Source organism: Acidobacteriota bacterium (assembly GCA_003225175.1).
GTDB lineage: Bacteria > Acidobacteriota > Terriglobia > Terriglobales > Acidobacteriaceae > Gp1-AA112.
On sequence record QIBA01000031.1, the window covers coordinates 99,251 to 117,788 of the forward strand.

The 18,538-nt window shown below is 55.1% G+C and carries 10 protein-coding genes and 1 pseudogene; 6 read left to right on the top strand and 5 right to left on the bottom strand.

Translation table 11 applies throughout. The annotated features are described in order from the left end of the window. Window positions 1–176 precede the first annotated feature (176 nt). The 6 genes from DMG62_03710 (at window position 177) to DMG62_03735 (ending at window position 10,352) form a co-directional block, all read left to right on the top strand. Window positions 177–857 carry a DNA-binding response regulator gene (locus tag DMG62_03710; GenBank protein ID PYY24404.1) on the top strand — a complete coding sequence of 227 codons (681 nt, stop codon included), beginning with the start codon at window positions 177–179 and terminating at the stop codon, window positions 855–857. Then, window positions 854–2,314, top strand: coding sequence for a hypothetical protein (locus tag DMG62_03715; GenBank protein ID PYY24405.1), 1,461 nt, complete (start codon window positions 854–856; stop codon window positions 2,312–2,314). The genes DMG62_03710 and DMG62_03715 overlap by 4 nt, the downstream gene beginning before the upstream one ends. Before the next feature lie 94 nt (window positions 2,315–2,408). Beyond that, window positions 2,409–5,585, top strand: a complete 3,177-nt coding sequence (locus DMG62_03720) for a hypothetical protein (GenBank protein PYY24406.1) — start codon at window positions 2,409–2,411, stop codon at window positions 5,583–5,585. Between the two features lie 101 nt (window positions 5,586–5,686). After that, entirely contained in the window at window positions 5,687–6,226 is a 540-nt protein-coding gene (locus DMG62_03725; GenBank protein PYY24407.1) for a hypothetical protein, read from the top strand. 61 nt (window positions 6,227–6,287) lie between these two features. Next, window positions 6,288–7,322 carry a hypothetical protein gene (locus DMG62_03730; GenBank protein ID PYY24408.1) on the top strand — a complete coding sequence of 345 codons (1,035 nt, stop codon included), beginning with the start codon at window positions 6,288–6,290 and terminating at the stop codon, window positions 7,320–7,322. Window positions 7,323–7,385: 63 nt separating this feature from the next. Then, window positions 7,386–10,352, top strand: coding sequence for a beta-galactosidase (locus DMG62_03735; protein PYY24409.1), 2,967 nt, complete (start codon window positions 7,386–7,388; stop codon window positions 10,350–10,352). Window positions 10,353–10,471: 119 nt separating this feature from the next. Here the strand turns inward: DMG62_03735 and DMG62_03740 are convergent. The 5 genes and pseudogenes from DMG62_03740 to DMG62_03760 all read right to left on the bottom strand — a co-directional run. Further along, window positions 10,472–10,663: pseudogene (locus DMG62_03740) on the bottom strand (hypothetical protein). 114 nt (window positions 10,664–10,777) lie between these two features. Beyond that, complete coding sequence (locus DMG62_03745) at window positions 10,778–12,004, bottom strand: esterase (protein PYY24410.1); 1,227 nt, start codon at window positions 12,002–12,004, stop codon at window positions 10,778–10,780. A gap of 48 nt (window positions 12,005–12,052) precedes the next feature. After that, on the bottom strand, window positions 12,053–14,722 hold the full coding sequence (locus DMG62_03750; protein PYY24411.1) for a beta-glucosidase: 2,670 nt from the start codon (window positions 14,720–14,722) through the stop codon (window positions 12,053–12,055). Window positions 14,723–14,751: 29 nt separating this feature from the next. Further along, complete coding sequence (locus DMG62_03755; protein PYY24412.1) at window positions 14,752–15,825, bottom strand: esterase; 1,074 nt, start codon at window positions 15,823–15,825, stop codon at window positions 14,752–14,754. A 195-nt stretch (window positions 15,826–16,020) separates the two neighbouring features. Further along, window positions 16,021–18,538 (bottom strand): hypothetical protein (locus tag DMG62_03760; protein PYY24419.1); only part of this gene is annotated, 2,518 nt, incomplete at its 5' end.

Sequence of the window (18,538 nt, forward strand, 5' to 3'; positions counted from 1 at the left end):
TGAAGCTTAGTTAGAGAGCATGAGCCGTTCCTGAAGTGAGGATGAAATTTCATTCAGGAAATACGCTCGAACCGAGGGAGAATGTCGCGCTAGCCCAAATGACCATTTTTATGAACGAACTTTCATTTTGAGTTCATGTGCGGTTCATTGCAGCCGCGCCTAATATGGAGCCGAGAATGCGCATTTTGTTGATCGAGGATGAAGTGAAGTTAGCAAGCTTCATCAAGCGAGGCTTGATCGCCGAAAGATATGCAGTTGATGTTGCCAAGGATGGTCGAAGCGGACTGGAGCTCGCGCAAGCGTACCAGTACGACCTTGTACTTCTTGACCTCATGTTGCCCGGCATGGATGGCAGTGAAGTGCTGCGCCGAATCCGGAGGGAGAACTCTTCCGTGCCAGTGCTGATTCTTTCTGCCCGCGACACCGTACAGGACAAGGTTGCGAATATGGAGACCGGCGCCGACGATTACCTCACGAAGCCCTTTGCGTTTGCCGAGCTGTCGGTTCGCATCAAGGCGCTGATGAGACGAGGTCCAGTGAATCGCGCGAGCACTATTCGAGTGAGCGATCTTGAGTTGGACCGGCTCTCGCAGCAAGTCAAGCGCGCCGGACAGCGCATCGATCTTACTTCCAAAGAATACGCGCTCCTTGAGTATCTTATGAGCAATGCCGGACGAGTCCTCTCGCGCAATATGATTATCGAGCACGTGTGGGATGAGAGCTTCGACGGAATAACCAACATCGTCGACGTTTACATCCGGCATCTCCGAAACAAAGTAGATACCGGCCATGATTCCAAACTTCTGCGCACGGTGCGCGGAGTGGGTTACACAATTCGGGAAGGAGCGGAAGGATGAACTTCAATTCCCTCCGTTTACGAATGGCAGCATTGTACGCCGGCGTGCTTGCCGTTTGCCTCGTGATCTTCGGTGCGGCGGTTTATCTGGGGCTGGCACGCTATCTCGATTCCAATCTAAGAAACTCGCTTCGGAGTGATGCTCAATCAATCGGCGAGAAGTTGCTGGTCGATGTGAAACGGAAGGGCGAATCATTCGTCACAGGCGAAATCAACGAAATGGCGCCGGAAATCAGTGGACGATTCATCCGCATTACACGGCGCGACGGAAGCACACTGTACCAATCCCCGGCTCCCATTAATCAAAAGTTCCTTCCATCAAGAATTCCCATTTTGCGAAGCTGGGGCTCTCGTCCGTTTTCGCTTGTGGAGTCGGGAGCCGGCAGCCATCCCGTGCTGATTGAAGCCGTTCCCTTTGTCATACCCAACGGCACTTCCTTTTTGATAGAGGTTGGAGCGTCCTCCCGCGATATTCAGTCAGTCCTGCACGGGCTGATCCTCACCCTACTGTTTGGGATGCCTGTCATTATCGCGGCAGCCATCCTGGGTGGCATCGTGATCATGAAGCGTGCTCTGCGTCCGCTTGACGAGATCACGCACACGACCGAAACAATAACGTCTCGCAATTTCGGCGAGAGGCTGCCCGTAGTTCGAACCGGGGACGAAATAGAGCGCCTCACCACATCACTCAATCGCATGATGGCGCGCCTAGAAGACTCCTTCCGTCACATCAGCCGGTTCTCGGCGGATGTATCACATGAATTGCGTACACCACTCACGATCCTTCGAGGCGAGCTTGAATCACTTACGCAATATGAGCACTTATCACCCACAGCCCTGGAAATCGTCGGCAGCGCACTCGAGGAGATTGCGCGGCTGAGCAAGATCGTGAGCCAGTTATTGGAGATTTCCAGGCTTGAGGCCGGTGATGCGACCAGAGAAGTTACGACTGTGAATCTCGGTGAGCTTGCAACCTCCACGGCAGAGCAAATGCGATTGCTCGCCGACGAAAAGTCGATTCGACTGGAATATCTAGTTTCTTGCGGAGTGATGGTAGTGGGTAACCCATCGCTGCTGAAGCAAGTCGTGGTCAATCTTCTTGACAACGCCATAAAGTACACACCTTCGGGCGGCTCAGTAGAACTCCTAGTTGAGATCCAAGGATCCAAGGCAGTGCTCGAAGTGCGCGACACCGGGATTGGGATCCCAGGCAGCGCGTTGCCGCACATTTGTGAGCGGTTTTATCGAGCAGACAAAGCCAGATCGCGAGACTCGGGAGGTGCGGGCCTCGGACTTTCGATCGTGCAGTCGATCTGCTCGGCACAGGGTGGGGAGTTATCGATTTTCAGTAGTGAAGGAGAGGGCACCCGGGTTCGTATCGAGATGCCCCGGGCTAATGGTAGAGCTCAATCGACCGAGGAAAGCGCGGCAAGAGAATATCTGCATCTGGAGCGCTGAAGTCCACAGTTGAACTGAACGCTACTCCTCTCCTGAGAAGAAGGTTTGCTGAAGAGTCGCCGGCTCATCGAAAACCGGCAATGGAGAGGCAGCGATGTTCACTCGAATTCAAAAGCGTGCGTGTTTCTACTTCGCAGTCGCAGTTTTCGTAAGCTTACTGGCATCCTCACTGCGAGCGCAGACCGTTGGCGCAACAGTATCGGGTACGGTTGCAGATTCGTCCGGTTCAGTGATTCCGAACGCGCAAGTCACGATTCGCAACACTGAAACGGGAAGCGTGACCACAGTCACATCAAGCTCACAAGGGTTTTATGTCGCACCGAATCTTCAGCCGGGCGACTATGAAATACGAATCGCAGCGAGCGGATTTGCGACGACGCAGTCGCGCGTCAAGTTGGAGGTCGGCGCTCAACCTTTACTGAACGTCAGCCTGCAACCCGGCAACGTGACACAAAGTGTCGAAGTAAAGGACTCACCCGCTGATGTTGAGCTGGCATCCTCTCAAATCAGCGAGGTGGTCGACGCGCAGACAGTCCGCGAGCTTCCACTCAACGGACGCGATTGGACCCAGCTCGCAATCTTGCAACCCGGAGTAGCGGCAGTCAGAACAGAGAAAGCCGTAGCCGTCGGAGCCGATCGCGGCAATCGCGGCTATGGCGTGCAGATCACGATCGCTGGCGCTCGACCGCAGCAGAATAACTATCGCCTCGACGGAATCAGCATCAACGATTATTCCAATGGTGCACCTGGTAGCGTCGTAGGTCTCAATTTGGGAGTCGATGCAATCCAGGAATTCTCGGTAGTCACGAGCAATTATTCGGCGGAGTATGGAAGAACTTCGGGTGGCGTGATCAACGCAATTTCCCGGGCTGGCACTAACCAGTTTCACGGCAGTGTCTACGAGTTCTTCCGCAATAGCGCCCTGGATGCTCGCAACTTTTTCGACCGCGCGCAGATTCCTCCCTTCAAGCGGAATCAATTTGGTGCCTCAGCGGGAGGTCCGATTACTAAAGATCGGACTTTCATCTTTGGAGACTATGAAGGACTCCGCCAATCGCTCGGATTTACTTCCATCGGACAAGTGCCTTCTCCAGCTGCGCGAGCGACTGCCAGCCCGGCAACTCAGCCTTATCTAATTTTCTATCCACTGCCGAATGGACCCACGCCTGCAGGTAGCTTGACTGGACAGTACTCACTTGTCGGACAACAGATCACACCTGAAGACTATTTTACTGTTCGTGGGGACCACCGGATCAGCGACAAAGACGCACTGCATGGTTCGTACATGTTCGACAACGGTACGTTTACTCAGCCGGATTCGCTCAACGACATCTTCCTGCGCTCACATACTCGGCGGCAATCTGGTTCAGGTGAAACAACGCATACTTTCAGCCCAACTCTAATCAACACCGTTCGCTTCGGAATAAGTCGCGTGGCCGCAGATATAAACGGTTCAGCCCCAGGACCCGTGGCGGCAGGAAACGATCCCAAACTGGGAGTGGTGCCTGGACAGAACGCGCCCAGTCTCATCACTGCTGGCATCATCACCTTCGGTGGCGGCGTGAACGGGCCATCGGCTTACCATTACGGATGGACATCGATTCAGGCTTATGACGACGCCTTTCTCACCAAAGGCAAGCACTTCCTAAAGTTCGGTTTTGCGTTCGAGCGCATGCGAAACAATATTCTCGCGCTGTCCAATCCTAGCGGGCTGTTCCGCTTCAACTCCGTTGCCACCTTCATGGCAGGGCAGGCCAACGAATTCGACGCGAGCGTTCCCGGCACAACGTCCCCTCGCAATATGCGGCAGAATCTCTTTGCTGGTTATCTGCAGGACGACATTCACCTCGGGCCATATCTAACCTTTAATCTGGGATTGCGCTACGAGATGGCTACGGTTCCCACTGAGGTGAACGGCAAACTCTCGACTCTCCGAAGTCTGACCGACGCACAACCGCACTTGGGCGATCCCTATTTCTCCAATCCGACGACGAAAAACTTCGAGCCTAAGATTGGCTTTGCTTGGGATCCTTTCCATACTGGAACAACCTCAATACGCGGAGCCTTTGGTTTCTTCGACAGCTTGCCCCTCCCCTATCAATTTGAGCTACTCTCATCCTTGGCGGCGCCCTTCCTGGAGTTGGGTAGCGCAGTCCCGCTCCCTCCTGGGGCTTTTCCCAACGGATCGTTTTCACTCATTTCCGCGTCGCCTAGTGCCTTGCGGCAGACCTATATCCAGCCGAATCCCAGCCGCAATTACGTTATGCAATGGAATCTCTTCCTCGAGAGGCAGATAGTGAAAAACCTCACCGTAACAGCTGGGTACGTCGGCACGCGCGGAATTCATCAGCCGTTTCGCTCAGACGATGTGAACACGGTGCTGCCAACCGCTACACCGCAGGGACTACTCTGGCCAACGCCGCGAAATAGCGGAACGAAACTAAATCCTAATGTGGGACAGATCGCAGCACTCGCGTGGACTGGACATTCCTACTACGATGGACTTCAGTTGCAGGTTGTAAAGAGAATGAGTCATGGACTCCAGAGTCAAAGTTCGTTCACCTACAGCAAGGCCATCGATGACGGTTCTGCAAGTCTTGCGGGAGACCCATTCGCAAATTCCATTTCTGGGCTCTTCTTCTTCGACGAACGATCGCGACGCGGTCCTGCAGATTTCAACATCGGAAAGAACTTTGTTCAGAATCTGATCTGGATTGCCCCTGCGGTACAGTCGTTGCACGGTCCACTTGCCTGGGCTGCCAATGGTTGGGAGCTCGGTGGAATTTTTCAGGCTAGCGACGGACTTCCGTTTACACCGTTGGTAGGCGGCGACCCACTTGGGCTCAAGAACACTGCCCCATACGACGTTCCCGACCGAGTCCCAGGATGCGGTTCGCCAACGCGGCTGCAATACAACATTCCGGCTCAAGGTCAGGTCCAATACATCAACTTGAGCTGCTTCGCCTCCCCTAACCCACTCACAAGACTTGGGAACGTTACGCGCAATTCGCTCACCGGTCCAGGGCTGAAGAACCTTGATTTGTCGATTTTCAAGAACAACAAGATTCCCGCAATTTCAGAGGCGTTCAACGTCCAATTCAGAGCGGAGTTCTTCAACATCCTAAATTTCACGAATTTTGCTCCGCCCAGTTCGGGAAAGACATTATTCCCTGTGACCGGAGGAACAACACCGATCACTGGTGCAGGTTTGGTCACTTCAACTCAGACCGCCTCGCGCCAGATTCAGGTTGCGCTGAAGATCAGCTGGTGAGCGGCTATTTTGAAGCGATGCACAGGCATGAAGCAGCGGCTCTGGGAGTCTCGTTTGTGTAGGAGTGGAATTGCGGGATAGGTAACCACCCCAAGGCGCAAATGCTGGGGCGGGAGGTTGTTCCGATTATCCAAATTGAACTGAGGAAATTTATGACATTAGCAAGAGCAATTGTTTGGGCGTCACTCTTGGTTCTGTCCTTTGAGGTGCTGGCCCAGGACCAAACAAAACCCGATTCTCAGCCACCGAAAATCTACGCCCAGAGACTCGTGAACGACACCTTAGCCAAGCACAAGGAAGTTGTGATCATGGCCTTCCATGTCACGCCACCCAATCAATCGAAAAATGTAATCATCGCCTCGAATATTGGCCGGATCGGCAAGAAAGCCGACGAAGACGATATGCGAGTGATCGATACCGGCGTGAGCAATCTGGAAGTAAACAAAACTGGAAATCACTTCGAAGATGAACTTCCGCTGCTTGATGAGGCTGGCAAGAGAATCGGTGCCGTAGGAATTGTATTCAATTACAGACCCGGCCTCGATAAGAAGAAGCTCGCTAAGCAAGCGGAAAAAATCCGCGATGAAATGGCGAGGCAGATTCCATCGAAAGAACAATTATTCCAAGAAACAAAAGACTAGTTCTTAGCACAAGAGCGCATTCGGCACTTATTCATTCCGAAGCTTAGGATCCCGACATGCTTTGGAAAACGAACTCGAAGTCTTGAGTTCATTATCGCCAGAGCAATTGGGTTCATGGTTGAGTGGATTTGCTCAGATTCGCGTTTCAGGCGAACTAGAGCGTTCGGACTGGGTGAATGCGCCCTCCCAATTTGTCGAACAACTCTCGGCACACCTTTGGACGACACATCAGCTCGACAGCTTTCGAAGCGCGGCCATGGCATATGCGGATCGTCTCCGCGCGGCAGCTCCTCCGCAGCCTCCGCCAATTCCACGGCTCGGAATCACTATTATTGGAAAGGGAATGTCTTCCTATGATGCGCCGTTATTTCGAAAACTCCGAGGCCAAGGCGCTTACTTCAATCGTGTCAATCCGGAGAATGGCCTGAGGACACTCCTCGATGCAGTTGCGGCAAGGGCGAAAGCCCATCGCGTTGCTTTCGCGCACTGGTATATCGACGGTGGCAAAGCGGATGACCACGACAGTGCGCTGACCTGTGTCTCTTATGAATCATTGGAGCCGGCACGGAATGCTCTGTTGCGAAAGATGCGGTCTGAAATAGATCGTCCCGGAATGGGACCCGAAGCGCTTCGGACCATTCTTGCCCGCATGCGACCGGCTGACATCGGACTGGGTAACTCTGGAAACGCGATCCTCGATCGCTTTCAGCTAAAACTGCTGACAGAAGGTTCCGGAACTCAGATCTTCAGCACAACATTCGCGCAATGGGCCGCTCGCGAGGCATTGCGACGTTCCCAACCGCTGACCTTGCTCGTGCGCTTCGCCCCGCGGCAACGACAAAGGCCGATGAATGAGTTGTTATCCGCGAGCCGGGAACGAGCTGAACCAGATGTGATCGGCTCACTCATCGACGGAGATATGGGCGCGTACTACAACTGGCTTAATCAGCAGCGACTCCCTGGAACAGAACAATCCTCTTTTCTGGTTTGGTTCGAAGGGCACACCCAAGCCGTCGCCATCGGTCCTTCGATGCCGCGAGGAACGGAATCAAACAACGCGACTGAGTTGAAAGACTTGCTTTCCTGGATTGCCTAGCTCCGATAGGTCAAGCTTTTCCGATTTACATCAGGTAAGTCATTTTGGCTGTGTGGAGGACTCATGAAAAAGTTTTCACGCCGAGACATTCTGAAGACCAGCGTGCTTGCTTCCGCAGCAGCAACCGTGCATGGCGTAGCACCTATTGCGGCAGCAATAGAGATTGCACCCGATGCAGCGGAGCCATTTTTTGCACCTCCCCTGCGCGATACGAACGATGAAGCGATGAAGCGCGCCCGGAGAGAGCGGCTGCTGTTAGATGTTGGTTGGCGCTTCCACTTTGGGCACGCCGACGAACCTGCGAAAGATTTCGGATTCACTGGCAACTTCCAGAAAACGGGCAATTTCGTGCCTCCCGGCGCACTGGCCTTCGACGACAGCCAATGGCGCGACCTCGACCTACCACACGACTGGGCTGTCGAGCTGCCGTTTCAAAACGATCCCGCGTTGAGGTCCAAGGGTTTCTATCCACTCGGAAAGAAATATCCAGCCACCAGTGTCGGTTGGTATCGGCGCGTCTTCGAGCTGCCGGCTGAAGACAAAGGCAAGCGCATCACCGTGGAGTTCGACGGCGCATATCGCGAAGCAATGCTGATATTCAACAACTTCTACATTGGTCGTCATAGCGGAGGCTACGATCCATTCACTTTTGATCTTACAGACTTCGCCACGCCAGGCGGCCGCAACGTGTTGCTGGCGCGAGTCGATGCCACATCGAGTGATGGATGGTTCTACGAAGGCGCAGGAATTTACCGCCACGTATGGTTGGTGAAGACCAACGCAGTTCATGTGCCGCAATGGGGCACGTTCGTGAAAGCCGACGTGAAGCCCGACGGAGCAAATTTGTCGATCCTTACGGAGGTTAACAATGAGAGCGCTACCGCGAAGACCGTGCGCGTGATCTCGACGGTTCTGAGCCCGACGGGAGAGACCGTTGGAAGTGCGACCAGTTCTCCGCAAATGATTCCGAACCAGGAGAAGCAAACATACGAGCAGAAGATCAATGTCAAGAAGCCGCTCCTCTGGTCACTTGAAACGCGGAATCTGTACAAGCTGGTGACAGAAGTTCAGACTGAAACAGGCCTGGTCGATCTCTACGAGACCCGTTTCGGTATTCGTACCGTGGCCTTCGACGCCGAAAAAGGATTTCTTCTCAATGGCAAGGTCGTAAAGCTGAAGGGAACGTGCAATCACCAGGACCATGCTGGGGTCGGCGCTGCTGTGCCGGACGCAGTGCAGTACTACCGTGTGCGCAAGCTGCAGGAGATGGGCTGCAATTCACTGCGCACCTCGCACAATCCGCCCACTGCTGAGCTGCTCGATGCGTGCGATGAACTCGGCATGCTGGTTTTCGACGAAACGCGCATGATGTCGTCAAACCCTGAAGGCATGAGCCAGTTCGTCAATCTTGTCCGCCGCGATCGCAATCGCCCCAGCGTCTTCATGTGGTCCATGGGCAACGAGGAAGGTACGGCAAATACAGACAAAGGATTGTTGATCCTTACGGCGATGAAAGCCATGGCCAACCGACTCGACGTCTCGCGACCGGTGTCGATCGCTCCCATTCGCGCGATTGGGGTCGGTGGGTTGGCCGTGTGCGACGTGATCGGCTACAACTACCAGGATCCGCAGGCCGAGCAGTACCACAACGAGAATCCCAAAAAGCCGGTGATGGGTACCGAGACGGTGAGCGCCGTCGGCACTCGCGGAATCTACATCACCGATTACTCCAAAGGATACGTAGCGGCCTACGACCCATACACAACCACTGGACGCGCCTCCGCGGAAGGCTGGTGGCGCTTCTGCAATGCGCGGCCATGGCTCTCCGGCGGATTCGTGTGGACCGGATTCGACTATCGCGGCGAACCCTCGCCCAACGGCTGGCCCAACATCAGCTCCCAGTACGGAATCATCGACATCTGCGGCTTTCCAAAAGACTCGTTCTACTACTACAAGGCATGGTGGACGAGCGAGCCGGTTCTTCATCTGTTCCCACATTGGAATTGGCCGGGTATGGAAGGAAAGCGAATCGCAGTGTGGGCTTATTCGAACCTTGACAAGGTGGAATTGCTGCACAACGGCCAAAGCCTGGGCACGAAAGAGATGAAGAAAGACTCGCACGTTGCCTGGGTGGTGAAGTACGCGCCCGGAACCATCGAAGCGCGCGGTTACAAAGGCGAGAAGGTCGTGCTGACAGCAAAACGCGAAACCACCGGTCCGGCAGCAAAGATCGCGATGTCTGCCGATCGCCAGGAACTCTCGGGCGACGGCGAGGATGTCGCAATGTTCGCCGTCGAAGTTCGCGATGCGCAGAACCGTGTTGTGCCGATCACCGAGAACGAAGTGACCTTCAAGGTATCGGGCGCAGGAAAGCTGATTGGCGTTGGCAATGGCGATCCAACCGATCAAGGCTCGGACAAAGCACCTTCGCGAAAAGCCTTCTGCGGATATTGCATGGCAGTAGTGCAATCAACAAAGCAGGGCGGAAACATCACAGTCGAGGCCGCCTCACCCGGACTCGCACCCGCGACAGTTACGCTTCTAGTGAAAGCCGCAACGCTGCGACCGCAAGTGCCGCGGTGGGAACGCAAGATTCCACAAGGGGAAGGCATCACAGGCTTGTGGAGGCCGGCGCCTGCCGACGGAGGACCGGAGTCGTCTGCGCCTCCCGCAATCGGAGATTCCATCTACTCCTTTAAACAGGAAGGCAGCAGCCTGACCGGGACAGTGGAAGGCACAGGAGCAAGTTTCTTCGGCGGTGGTGACATCCCCGCTCCTATCGAAGCCGGGAAGATCGATGGAAGCGCGATTAGCTTTAGAGTGGGAAACAGCAGCTTTGCCGGGAACATCAAAGGAGACCGCATTGAGCTACAGCGCTCAGGCAGTCCGGGCTCCAGCACAACAAAGCCACCCGAGAAGGCTTCCGATGCCCCTGAGATTGGACCTGCGCCGGACGGCTCGGATCCTTCGAGAGGGCCTTCCCACCCCCCTTCGACCGTTCTCGTCGAGCTGAGAAGAGTGGAGCGCTAGGGAAGTTGAAACAACACCCGCCAAGGATAAGAATTGCTATCTGCGGGGGATGTCGCTTCAATAAACGATGGCAGCGACAGTCTGACGTTGACTCCAATTTCGTTACGTCTTCGGAGAACGGTTGCCACCAGGTCCCACTGCTCGGGCGTTGGTATCAGCCGCACGTCGCCGTTGGTGGCGATGCGCTGGCCGTGGAGAATCATCTCCATGGCTGTGTTCTTTTGGTCAACGAACACCGGATGGTACATACTGTCGTAGAGAAATAGGCTAAAACCTTGCGTGTCGAGGTAATTCTTGTCGGTCACCTTCATGGCAAAATCGGCGCCGAACAGGCTTGGGCAGGAGCTCAGGGCCAAGAGGAGACATACTCTGATTCGAATGATGAGACTGTATCTGCGGATCATGTTTTCAAGACAGACTCGAGATTAGCGTTGAGCTACTTCCTGTTTAGTGGACGCCTTCTCGTGAAAGAGCCGTGGGGCGAAATCCTTCAGATCGCGACGCCATGTCTGCCATTCATGATCCGTGCCTGATGATTCGTAAAAGATGTGCGGAATGTTTGCTTCGTCTAAAGACGAATGCAGCCGTAAGAGTCCTGCACGCATTCTCTCAGGCTCTTTAGTACCTACACCAACCCAAAGAAGATGTACTTTCTTTGTAAAGGCAGCAGGATCGGAAAATACTCCGTTGTAATCCGTTTTGGGATCTAGTTTTCTATCTCCCATCACTAGCATCCCGCCAGCGCCACTGAATCCGCCGATATAGGAGAAGAGATCCAGATGGTCGAGCGTAACTTGGAATGTCTGCATGCCTCCCATAGATAGACCGGCCATCGCACGATGATCGCGATCCGCAATCGTTCGGAAGGTTGAATCAATGTAGGGGATGATAGCCTGTGTCATATCATCTTCGAACGCCGCGGACATGTCCCGCATGGCTTTCATCATTTCCGGCGAGCCAAACGGTTTCCCGGTGAGATCGGGTGGAGCTTGTCCCGCGCGCCGAGCGTACCCGTATGCCATCACCACGATCATCGGCTTGCAACTCTTAGCCGCGATGAGATTGTCCAAAATGAAATTTGCGTGACCCTGCCGAATCCATCCGGTTTCGTCTTCCCCACCACCGTGCTGGAGGTAGAGCACCGGATAACGCACTTTCGTTTGCGCGTCGTACTTCGGCGGTAGATAGATAAGCGCGTGCCGCCAGGTTCCCGTGACTTTGGAGTTGTACCAGACCTCGCGAACCTGCCCGTGAGGTACATCTTCGGGTAAGTAATAAGTGCTGCCCGGCTCGGGAACCTCCACCGCACTTGCATATCTGCCTCCACCAAAAAATGCCTGACTATTGGTGTCGCTGGCATCAGCCCCATCGATGTTCAACGTGTAGTAGTGCAGACCGGGAACGAGAGGTTCAGTCGTGAATGTCCAGAATCCGTCTGACTGTTTCTCCATATCCACTTTGGGCCCGCTCCAGAAGTTGAGGCGTACCTTTGCGGCATCGGGAGCCTTCACACGGATTTGCACTCTTCCTGCACTATCAACTTTCGGGTATTCCGCTCTCCACACATTGGTGGCAGCGGGGTGAAAATCGCTGGGCTCCTGTGCCCAGCAAAGGCTCGCGAACAAAACTATGAATATCCCAACCTGCCTCATTTGCCTCATCTCCTCTTTATGTGGTTTATGTGGATCTCGCGCTCAATCCTACTCAGGCAATGCATACTGGCCGTCAACGTGGAAATGAGCCGTCGCGCCAGGCGCTCCCGTATCGGGCTGGCCACCACCGATGCTGAGGGTGTAGTCCCCTTGCGCGATGATGGGATTCCCTTCCTCAGTGACCATGCCGAGGTCACGCGGCTTCAGCTCGAAGTGCACCTTTTGACTCGCGCCAGCATCGAAGTGGATGCGTTGGAATCCACGGAGAGCGACGCGGGGAGCTCCCTTAATTGCCGGAAAGTCGAGATAGAGTTGCACGACCTCGTCTCCCGCAACCTTGCCGGTGTTGGTCACAGTCACATCGGCGCCCAAGGGCTTTCCCGCAGCAACGCTCTGCTCAGTTAGGCTCAGGTCGCCGTAACTGAACTTCGTGTAGCTGAGGCCGTAACCGAACGGATAAAGCGGCTTGCCGGCGAAGTAGCGGTAGGTCCGATTCGCCATACCGTAGTCTTCGAAGTTGGGCAGCTGGTCCACGCCGGTGTAGAACGTAAGCGGAAGCCGGCCTGCTGGGTTGTTTTTTCCGCTCAGCGTCTCAGCCACTGCCGCGCCACCTTCTTCCCCGGGATACCACGCCTCAAGAACGGCATTGGCATGTTCGTTGATCCAGTTCACAGCCAAGGCACTCCCATTCATGAGAACGACCGCCAGGGGCTTGCCGGTGGCAGCAATACCTTCAACAAGCTCTTCTTCCGGCTGAGGAAGATCGATGCTGGTGCGATCTCCGCCGAGGAATCCAGGTTCGTTGACCGGCATCTCTTCGCCCTCAAGTTGGCTGGTGATTCCAACCACGGCGATGATGGCATCGGCATTCTTCGCCGCCGCAATTGCCTCCGACGGAACCCCATTTATCGCCTTGGCCCAAATCAGTTCCGCATGCGGCGCGCTGTTTCTGGTTCCGTACGAGATCTCGAGCCCGACCTTGTGTCCCTTCTCAAGGTGGACACGACCTACGCCCGCTGCGAGTCCGCGCGTGCCACCGCCGAAAGCCGTCGCTACCTGCTTGCCATTAACTATCAGCCTCCCGAATCCTTGGCAGCGCATGCCAAGGAGGAAATCGCCCGTCTCCGTGGGGGTGAGAAATCCTGACCATTGCACGCCGAAGGTTTTCTTCCCGGCAATCTCTGCCGGCAGATTGCTGTCGGTGAGCTTTACGTTGGCCTCGGTGCGGCTGACGATCGGCTTGGTGTTCGCTCCGGGGGCAAGTTGCCCTCTCGGCATACCTTCGTTGTACTCAGCCTTCAGCCCGGGTTTGCCATCTGGCGTGGTCAGGACACTGTCAGGCACTGGGCTTCCATCCGTGCGAAGGAACTGCGTTCCGGGAACGAAGGTGATGGTTGTATTGGGGAACTCAGCATGGAGCCCGTCGAGGATGGAGACAATATGCGTGGGCTGACCGGCATAGTTTCCAATGAGCGGTCTTGTCTGGTCAGCGAGAGGACCGACGACGGCGATCTTCTTGATCTCCGGCTTCAGGGGAAGAAGGCCGTCGTTCTTCAGCAGAACCATGGACTCATTCGCGAGCCTGCGCGCATGCGCGCGATGTTCCGCGCTGTCAAGTTCCTTCTCGTCGATCTTTGTGTAGGGCACCATGTCGGGAGGGTCGAACATGCCGAGTTTGATTCGCGCGGTGAAGAGGCGAATGAGCGCTGTGTCGAGAACGCTTTCCGGCAGATAACCCTGTTGAACGGCATCGATGTACGCTTTTTCAACCGGATCGCCGAAACGCGAAGTAAATGTGACGCATTCGTTGTCCATGCCGCGAATGACAGAGATTGCCGCGCCCTGCGCCTGGGTGGGACGATAACGATGATTTGCGGCAACGTCTCTGACTGCGTCGCAATCGGATACGACGTATCCCTGGAAACCCCACTTGCCCCGCAATTGGTCCTGCAGCAGATATTCGTTTGCGCATGCAGGCTGCCCATTGATCGCGTTGTAGGCGCACATCACCGATCCAGCCTTTCCTTCGACGACAGCGGCGCGGAATGCGGGCTGATAGGTGTCCACCTGGTCGTGCTTGCTGACGTCCACATCGGCGAAGTGACGCGTGGGCTCCGGCCCGCTATGCACGGCGTAGTGCTTCGGTGTCGCGATGGCGAGATAGTACTTCGGGTCGTCGCCCTGCAATCCCGTTACGTAAGCGACCCCCATCTGCCCGGTCAGAAAGGGATCTTCGCCATAGGTCTCCTGTCCCCTCCCCCAACGCGGATCGCGGAAGATATTGAGATTGGGCGACCAGAAATCGAGTCCTCCCATGATGCCAGTGTGCCCCTCACGCGCGTTCTGCACGTGCTTGATGCGGCCCTCGATGCCAATCTGCCCGGCCATCGTGTGAATACCCGGGGCGTCGAAGGTGGCGGCAAGCCCTATGGGTTCCGGATACTCCGTGACGCGCTCGTTGATCACGCCGTGAAGGGCCTCGCTCCACCATTGATAGGCAGGGATCTTTAGCCGAGCAACGGCCGCGGAGTTGTTCTGCATCTGCGAAGCTTTCTCCGCGAGCGTCATGCGGTGTACCAGGTCGGAGGCGCGCTGTTCTGGCGAAAGCTTCGGATTCATGTACGGAAGGTTGGAACTGTCTTGTGCGATCGAGGTGGAGGTAAGGAACGCGATGCAGGTGGTTAGGACGGCTAGTATGAACTTCCCCAAATGGTTCATCTCTTCTCCCGGAAGGTATTCAACTGCTCTTATTTGCAACCTGCTTGAAAGCACAGACTCTTGCTGAAGAAAGGCATTACGTGATTCTGAAAACGATCGGCGACTCTGCTGGTGTGCGTGCCGGAGTAGACCTCAAAGCTGTTCGCAATCCCGTACTTGTCGAGAACGTTGTGCAGCTTCTCCGTGTCCACGCGTAAGCGATCTTGGTCGCCGACATCGATCGCAATAGCGCGATACGTGCGCAGATTCCCTATGTATTGATCGATAAAAGCTAACGGCGCATTTGCGGTCCACTTGGCGAGTACATCCGGTTGAGCCTCGCCATTTTTCGTTGGTAAGTCCAGATAGAGCGGAGGGTTCTTTGGATCGGGCGACCACGCCGCTGCACTCGCGAGTTGCGCGCGGGCAAAGAACTGCAGCTTGGCCGAGTCTTCCGGAGTCTTCACCGCCTCCAGGGCCTTTTCGATTTCCGGGTTTGCCCGTGCAGCCGCGCGAGGCGACAAACAACATGGGCTCATGATGTAGAGGCTCCCAAAGACGTCGGCGTGCTTCATACCGATGCGGGTCGCGCCGTATCCCCCCATGGAATGACCAACCAATCCGCGGCTCTCCCGGTTTGAAAGGGTCCTGTAATGGGAATCGATGTATGCCACTAGGTCGTGGGCAATGAACTGCTCGAAGTCCCCGGTAGTTACTGAGCTTGAATACATGGATCCATTGTGGATCGTCTTTGAATCAGGCAGGACCACGATCATCTCATTGGCGCCCTGCGCAAAAGCGCCTTCTATGGTCTGTGGCACCTGGATCTCCTTACTCCACTGCTCCGCACCGATCGAATAACCGTGCAAGGCATATACAACGGGATATCGTCGCAATTTTTCCTTCGCGTAGCCGGGAGGCAGAAAGACAAACACCTTGCGATCGACCGCATTCCCCTCGAGGTTGCCTTCTAGGGCTGGCGCATGGACCTTCAGGTGTTCCACCGTCGCAGGCTTTGCACCGGGGACTAGGGGAGGAACTTCCGTCTGCACTTGTGCCGCCAGAGGAAACCACACAGATACACCTATCGCTAGAACCCCGGCATTCAGCAAACTCGTTCTCATCGTTTATCTCGTTGCAACAAGGATGGATTCTCAATGCGGCTATTCTTCGAAGGGTCGCAAAAACACAAGGACCTCGCGATCAACGGAATGCCTCCAACAGCCGAAACGACTCTGCTTACACGCCTGGCGTGTAAAGGGCCTTTCAAAAAAAGCGCGACGGAATTTCCGTCGCGCTCAAGTGCGTGGTGTCAAAAATCAGAAGCTGAACTTCGCGCCAAGCTGCAGCACACGAGGATCGTATGTTGATGTCACCTTCCCGAAGTTCGGATCAGCGGAACTTGTGTTGACCCCTAAGAATTGGGTGTGGTTGAAGGTGTTGAACGACTCGAATCGCAATTGAACTCGCGGCCCGTTTTCATGCGTCGTGAGGTCAATGTTCTTGAACAGGGACATATTGAAGTTAAGTAACCCTGGTCCCACGACTGCATCCTTTCTGGCGTTGCCGAAACCGTTGTTCGGGCCGCCATCCCACGGAGCGATGGGATTTGCGAACGAACTCTTGTCGAACCAAGCGTTCACTGTGTGAGGGTAGCGCACCGGTGCTACCTGGTTGACCCGGTTTCTACCGACACCTCCCAAGCCGAGAACGTCAGGGCCGGTGTAGGTAAGGCCAACCCCGTTGCCGCCTACAGGGACACCCGATTGTGCGACTGTTACTCCGGAGAACTCCCAGCCGCCCAGTATTCCATGCAGCAGCCTGCTTGAACTGCTACCAAAAAACGGGATGGCATAGACATAGTTCGCGTTGAAGATATGACGACGATCGAGCGCCCCCGAACCGCGATCATATGCCGGATCGAACGGATTTGAGAGTTGGTTAAGATCGTTGCTTACGTTGTCAATCTCATGAGACCAGGTATACGCCAGTTGGATGGTAAGTCCGTGGCGGTTCTCCATACGGACACCGGCCTGCAGGGAGTTGTAGGCGAAATTCGTCTGGTTCTCCTGAATCGTAATGCTGCTGAAGCCAGGAAACTGTCGATAGAGATTTGCGTTGACTGGAGGAAGAAACTTGGGTGTAGGGCAGGAGGGGTTGGGGGGGAGGCAACTCGGGTCAGGGGTTCTACCCGCCACTCCCTGGCGGTGCGTTATATCGTTCAGCGGCAGTGTGTTGATTGCCCGGTCGTCGCTTTGGTCCCATCCTCGCGAGCCGACGTATTGCAGCACGGCCACAACTGAGGTTGCCACCTGCCGCTGAATCCCAAAACTGAACATCGCGGTCCCGGGCGGACGATACTTGTATTGCAACACTTGCATTGTGGATGGGAAGGTCTGAGACGTCGTCGCTCCTGTCAGAGCGCTGGTATTGGGGTTAGAGAAGTAGACATTCGTCGCAGAAGGCTGATAAGCAAACGGTGGATTCAAAGCTGCGTTATATACGTCGTTGCCTTGGACGCGCTCAAAGAATAGCCCAGCCCCTCCTCTTATGACCGTCTTCCCGTCTCCGCCGACATTGTAGGCAAAACCAACTCTGGGCTCGAATGTGTTGTAGTAGTTCTGAACGTTACCGCGTGGGAAGCCATTGACACCGGCCAGCCTGATGCCATTCAGATAGAAGTTTTGGCCCTGGAATGGCGTGAGTGACGATGGCTTCAGAGTCCCGTCTGGATTCAAAGGATATGGCTGCGCTCGGTCATACAGGTTAGGAACAAAGTTTGCGAACTGGTCATATCGTTCGAAGGCGTGAGGCAAGGCGTCATAGCGCAGTCCGAGGTTAAGAGTTAGACGTGAATTAACCCGCCAGTTGTCATTGCCATAAAACCCATAGTTGTTGTTGACCCAGTGCTTGCCGGCGAGATACTGGAGCTGCGTAAAGCTGTCGGCAACCCCGAGCAGGAAATTGATGTATGAATCGCCAGAAAATGAGCCTGCACCGAATGCAGCTGTCCCTTGCGTATTGGCCTGAAGCTCCTGATTCTTCACCGCATGCAACCAGCTGAACCCAAATTTGAATTGATGTCTTCCGCGGCTCCACGACACGTCGTCGCGAGGTTCATACCCAAAATAGGAATTCTTCCACGGGAAGTAGGCGGAGCTCCAGGTTGTGTTGTAGGGCGCTAGAAGGCGGACTTCAGGAAGGCGCGTTCCGAAATTGTTTGCCACGGGAAAGAAGGTTGTACCAGTCCAGCCGCTGGGCTGCACAAACGCGCCGCCTGGACCGGCTGTTGGATCGAGATGGATCGTGTTCCCGCTGAACAAGAAGCTGGTCTCGTTCAGCAACGTTGGAGAATACGTCTGCGTCAGCTTAACCGCGGACGACCATGAGGGGTTCCGCATCGCCGAGCCCACAGTAGGGTAAGTGCTATTGCCCCATAGCGGCGGGAAGACTGTCTGCTCGACGGCATCATGCAAATAGTGGCCCATCAACTGGAACTTGGTGGCGATATTGTGGTCGATGCGAACCACGTCTTCACGGACATTGGTTGTTTGAGGAATAGATGAGATGAATTGGCTTGTCCCGAAGTTCGGTTTCGGGAATGTACCCGCCGCTAGTTCTCGAACAGCATTTTGGTCGATGAGGTTGGCCGGAATGGTGTTGTTCGGGAAGGGCTGTCCTGGTGTTAACCCATCGGCAGAATAGAGAGCCAGCTTCGCTGGATCATTCGTTGCGGGAACTACTGGTACCTTGCCGTTTGAGGGCACGGTATAGGTGAGAGGCTGGCCGAGTGTAGGGAAATTGGCAGCCGCAATAGTATTCACCACGGTAGGTGTG

Excerpts from the sequence above, each read along its gene's own strand:
- DMG62_03745 (PYY24410.1), bottom strand. The coding sequence starts at position 12,004 with ATGAGGCAGGTTGGGATATTCATAGTTTTGTTCGCGAGCCTTTGCTGG.
- DMG62_03755 (PYY24412.1), bottom strand. The coding sequence starts at position 15,825 with ATGAGAACGAGTTTGCTGAATGCCGGGGTTCTAGCGATAGGTGTATCT.
- DMG62_03750 (PYY24411.1), bottom strand. The coding sequence starts at position 14,722 with ATGAACCATTTGGGGAAGTTCATACTAGCCGTCCTAACCACCTGCATC.
- DMG62_03715 (PYY24405.1), top strand. The coding sequence starts at position 854 with ATGAACTTCAATTCCCTCCGTTTACGAATGGCAGCATTGTACGCCGGC.
- DMG62_03735 (PYY24409.1), top strand. The coding sequence starts at position 7,386 with ATGAAAAAGTTTTCACGCCGAGACATTCTGAAGACCAGCGTGCTTGCT.
- DMG62_03720 (PYY24406.1), top strand. The coding sequence starts at position 2,409 with ATGTTCACTCGAATTCAAAAGCGTGCGTGTTTCTACTTCGCAGTCGCA.
- DMG62_03725 (PYY24407.1), top strand. The coding sequence starts at position 5,687 with ATGCTGGGGCGGGAGGTTGTTCCGATTATCCAAATTGAACTGAGGAAA.
- DMG62_03710 (PYY24404.1), top strand. The coding sequence starts at position 177 with ATGCGCATTTTGTTGATCGAGGATGAAGTGAAGTTAGCAAGCTTCATC.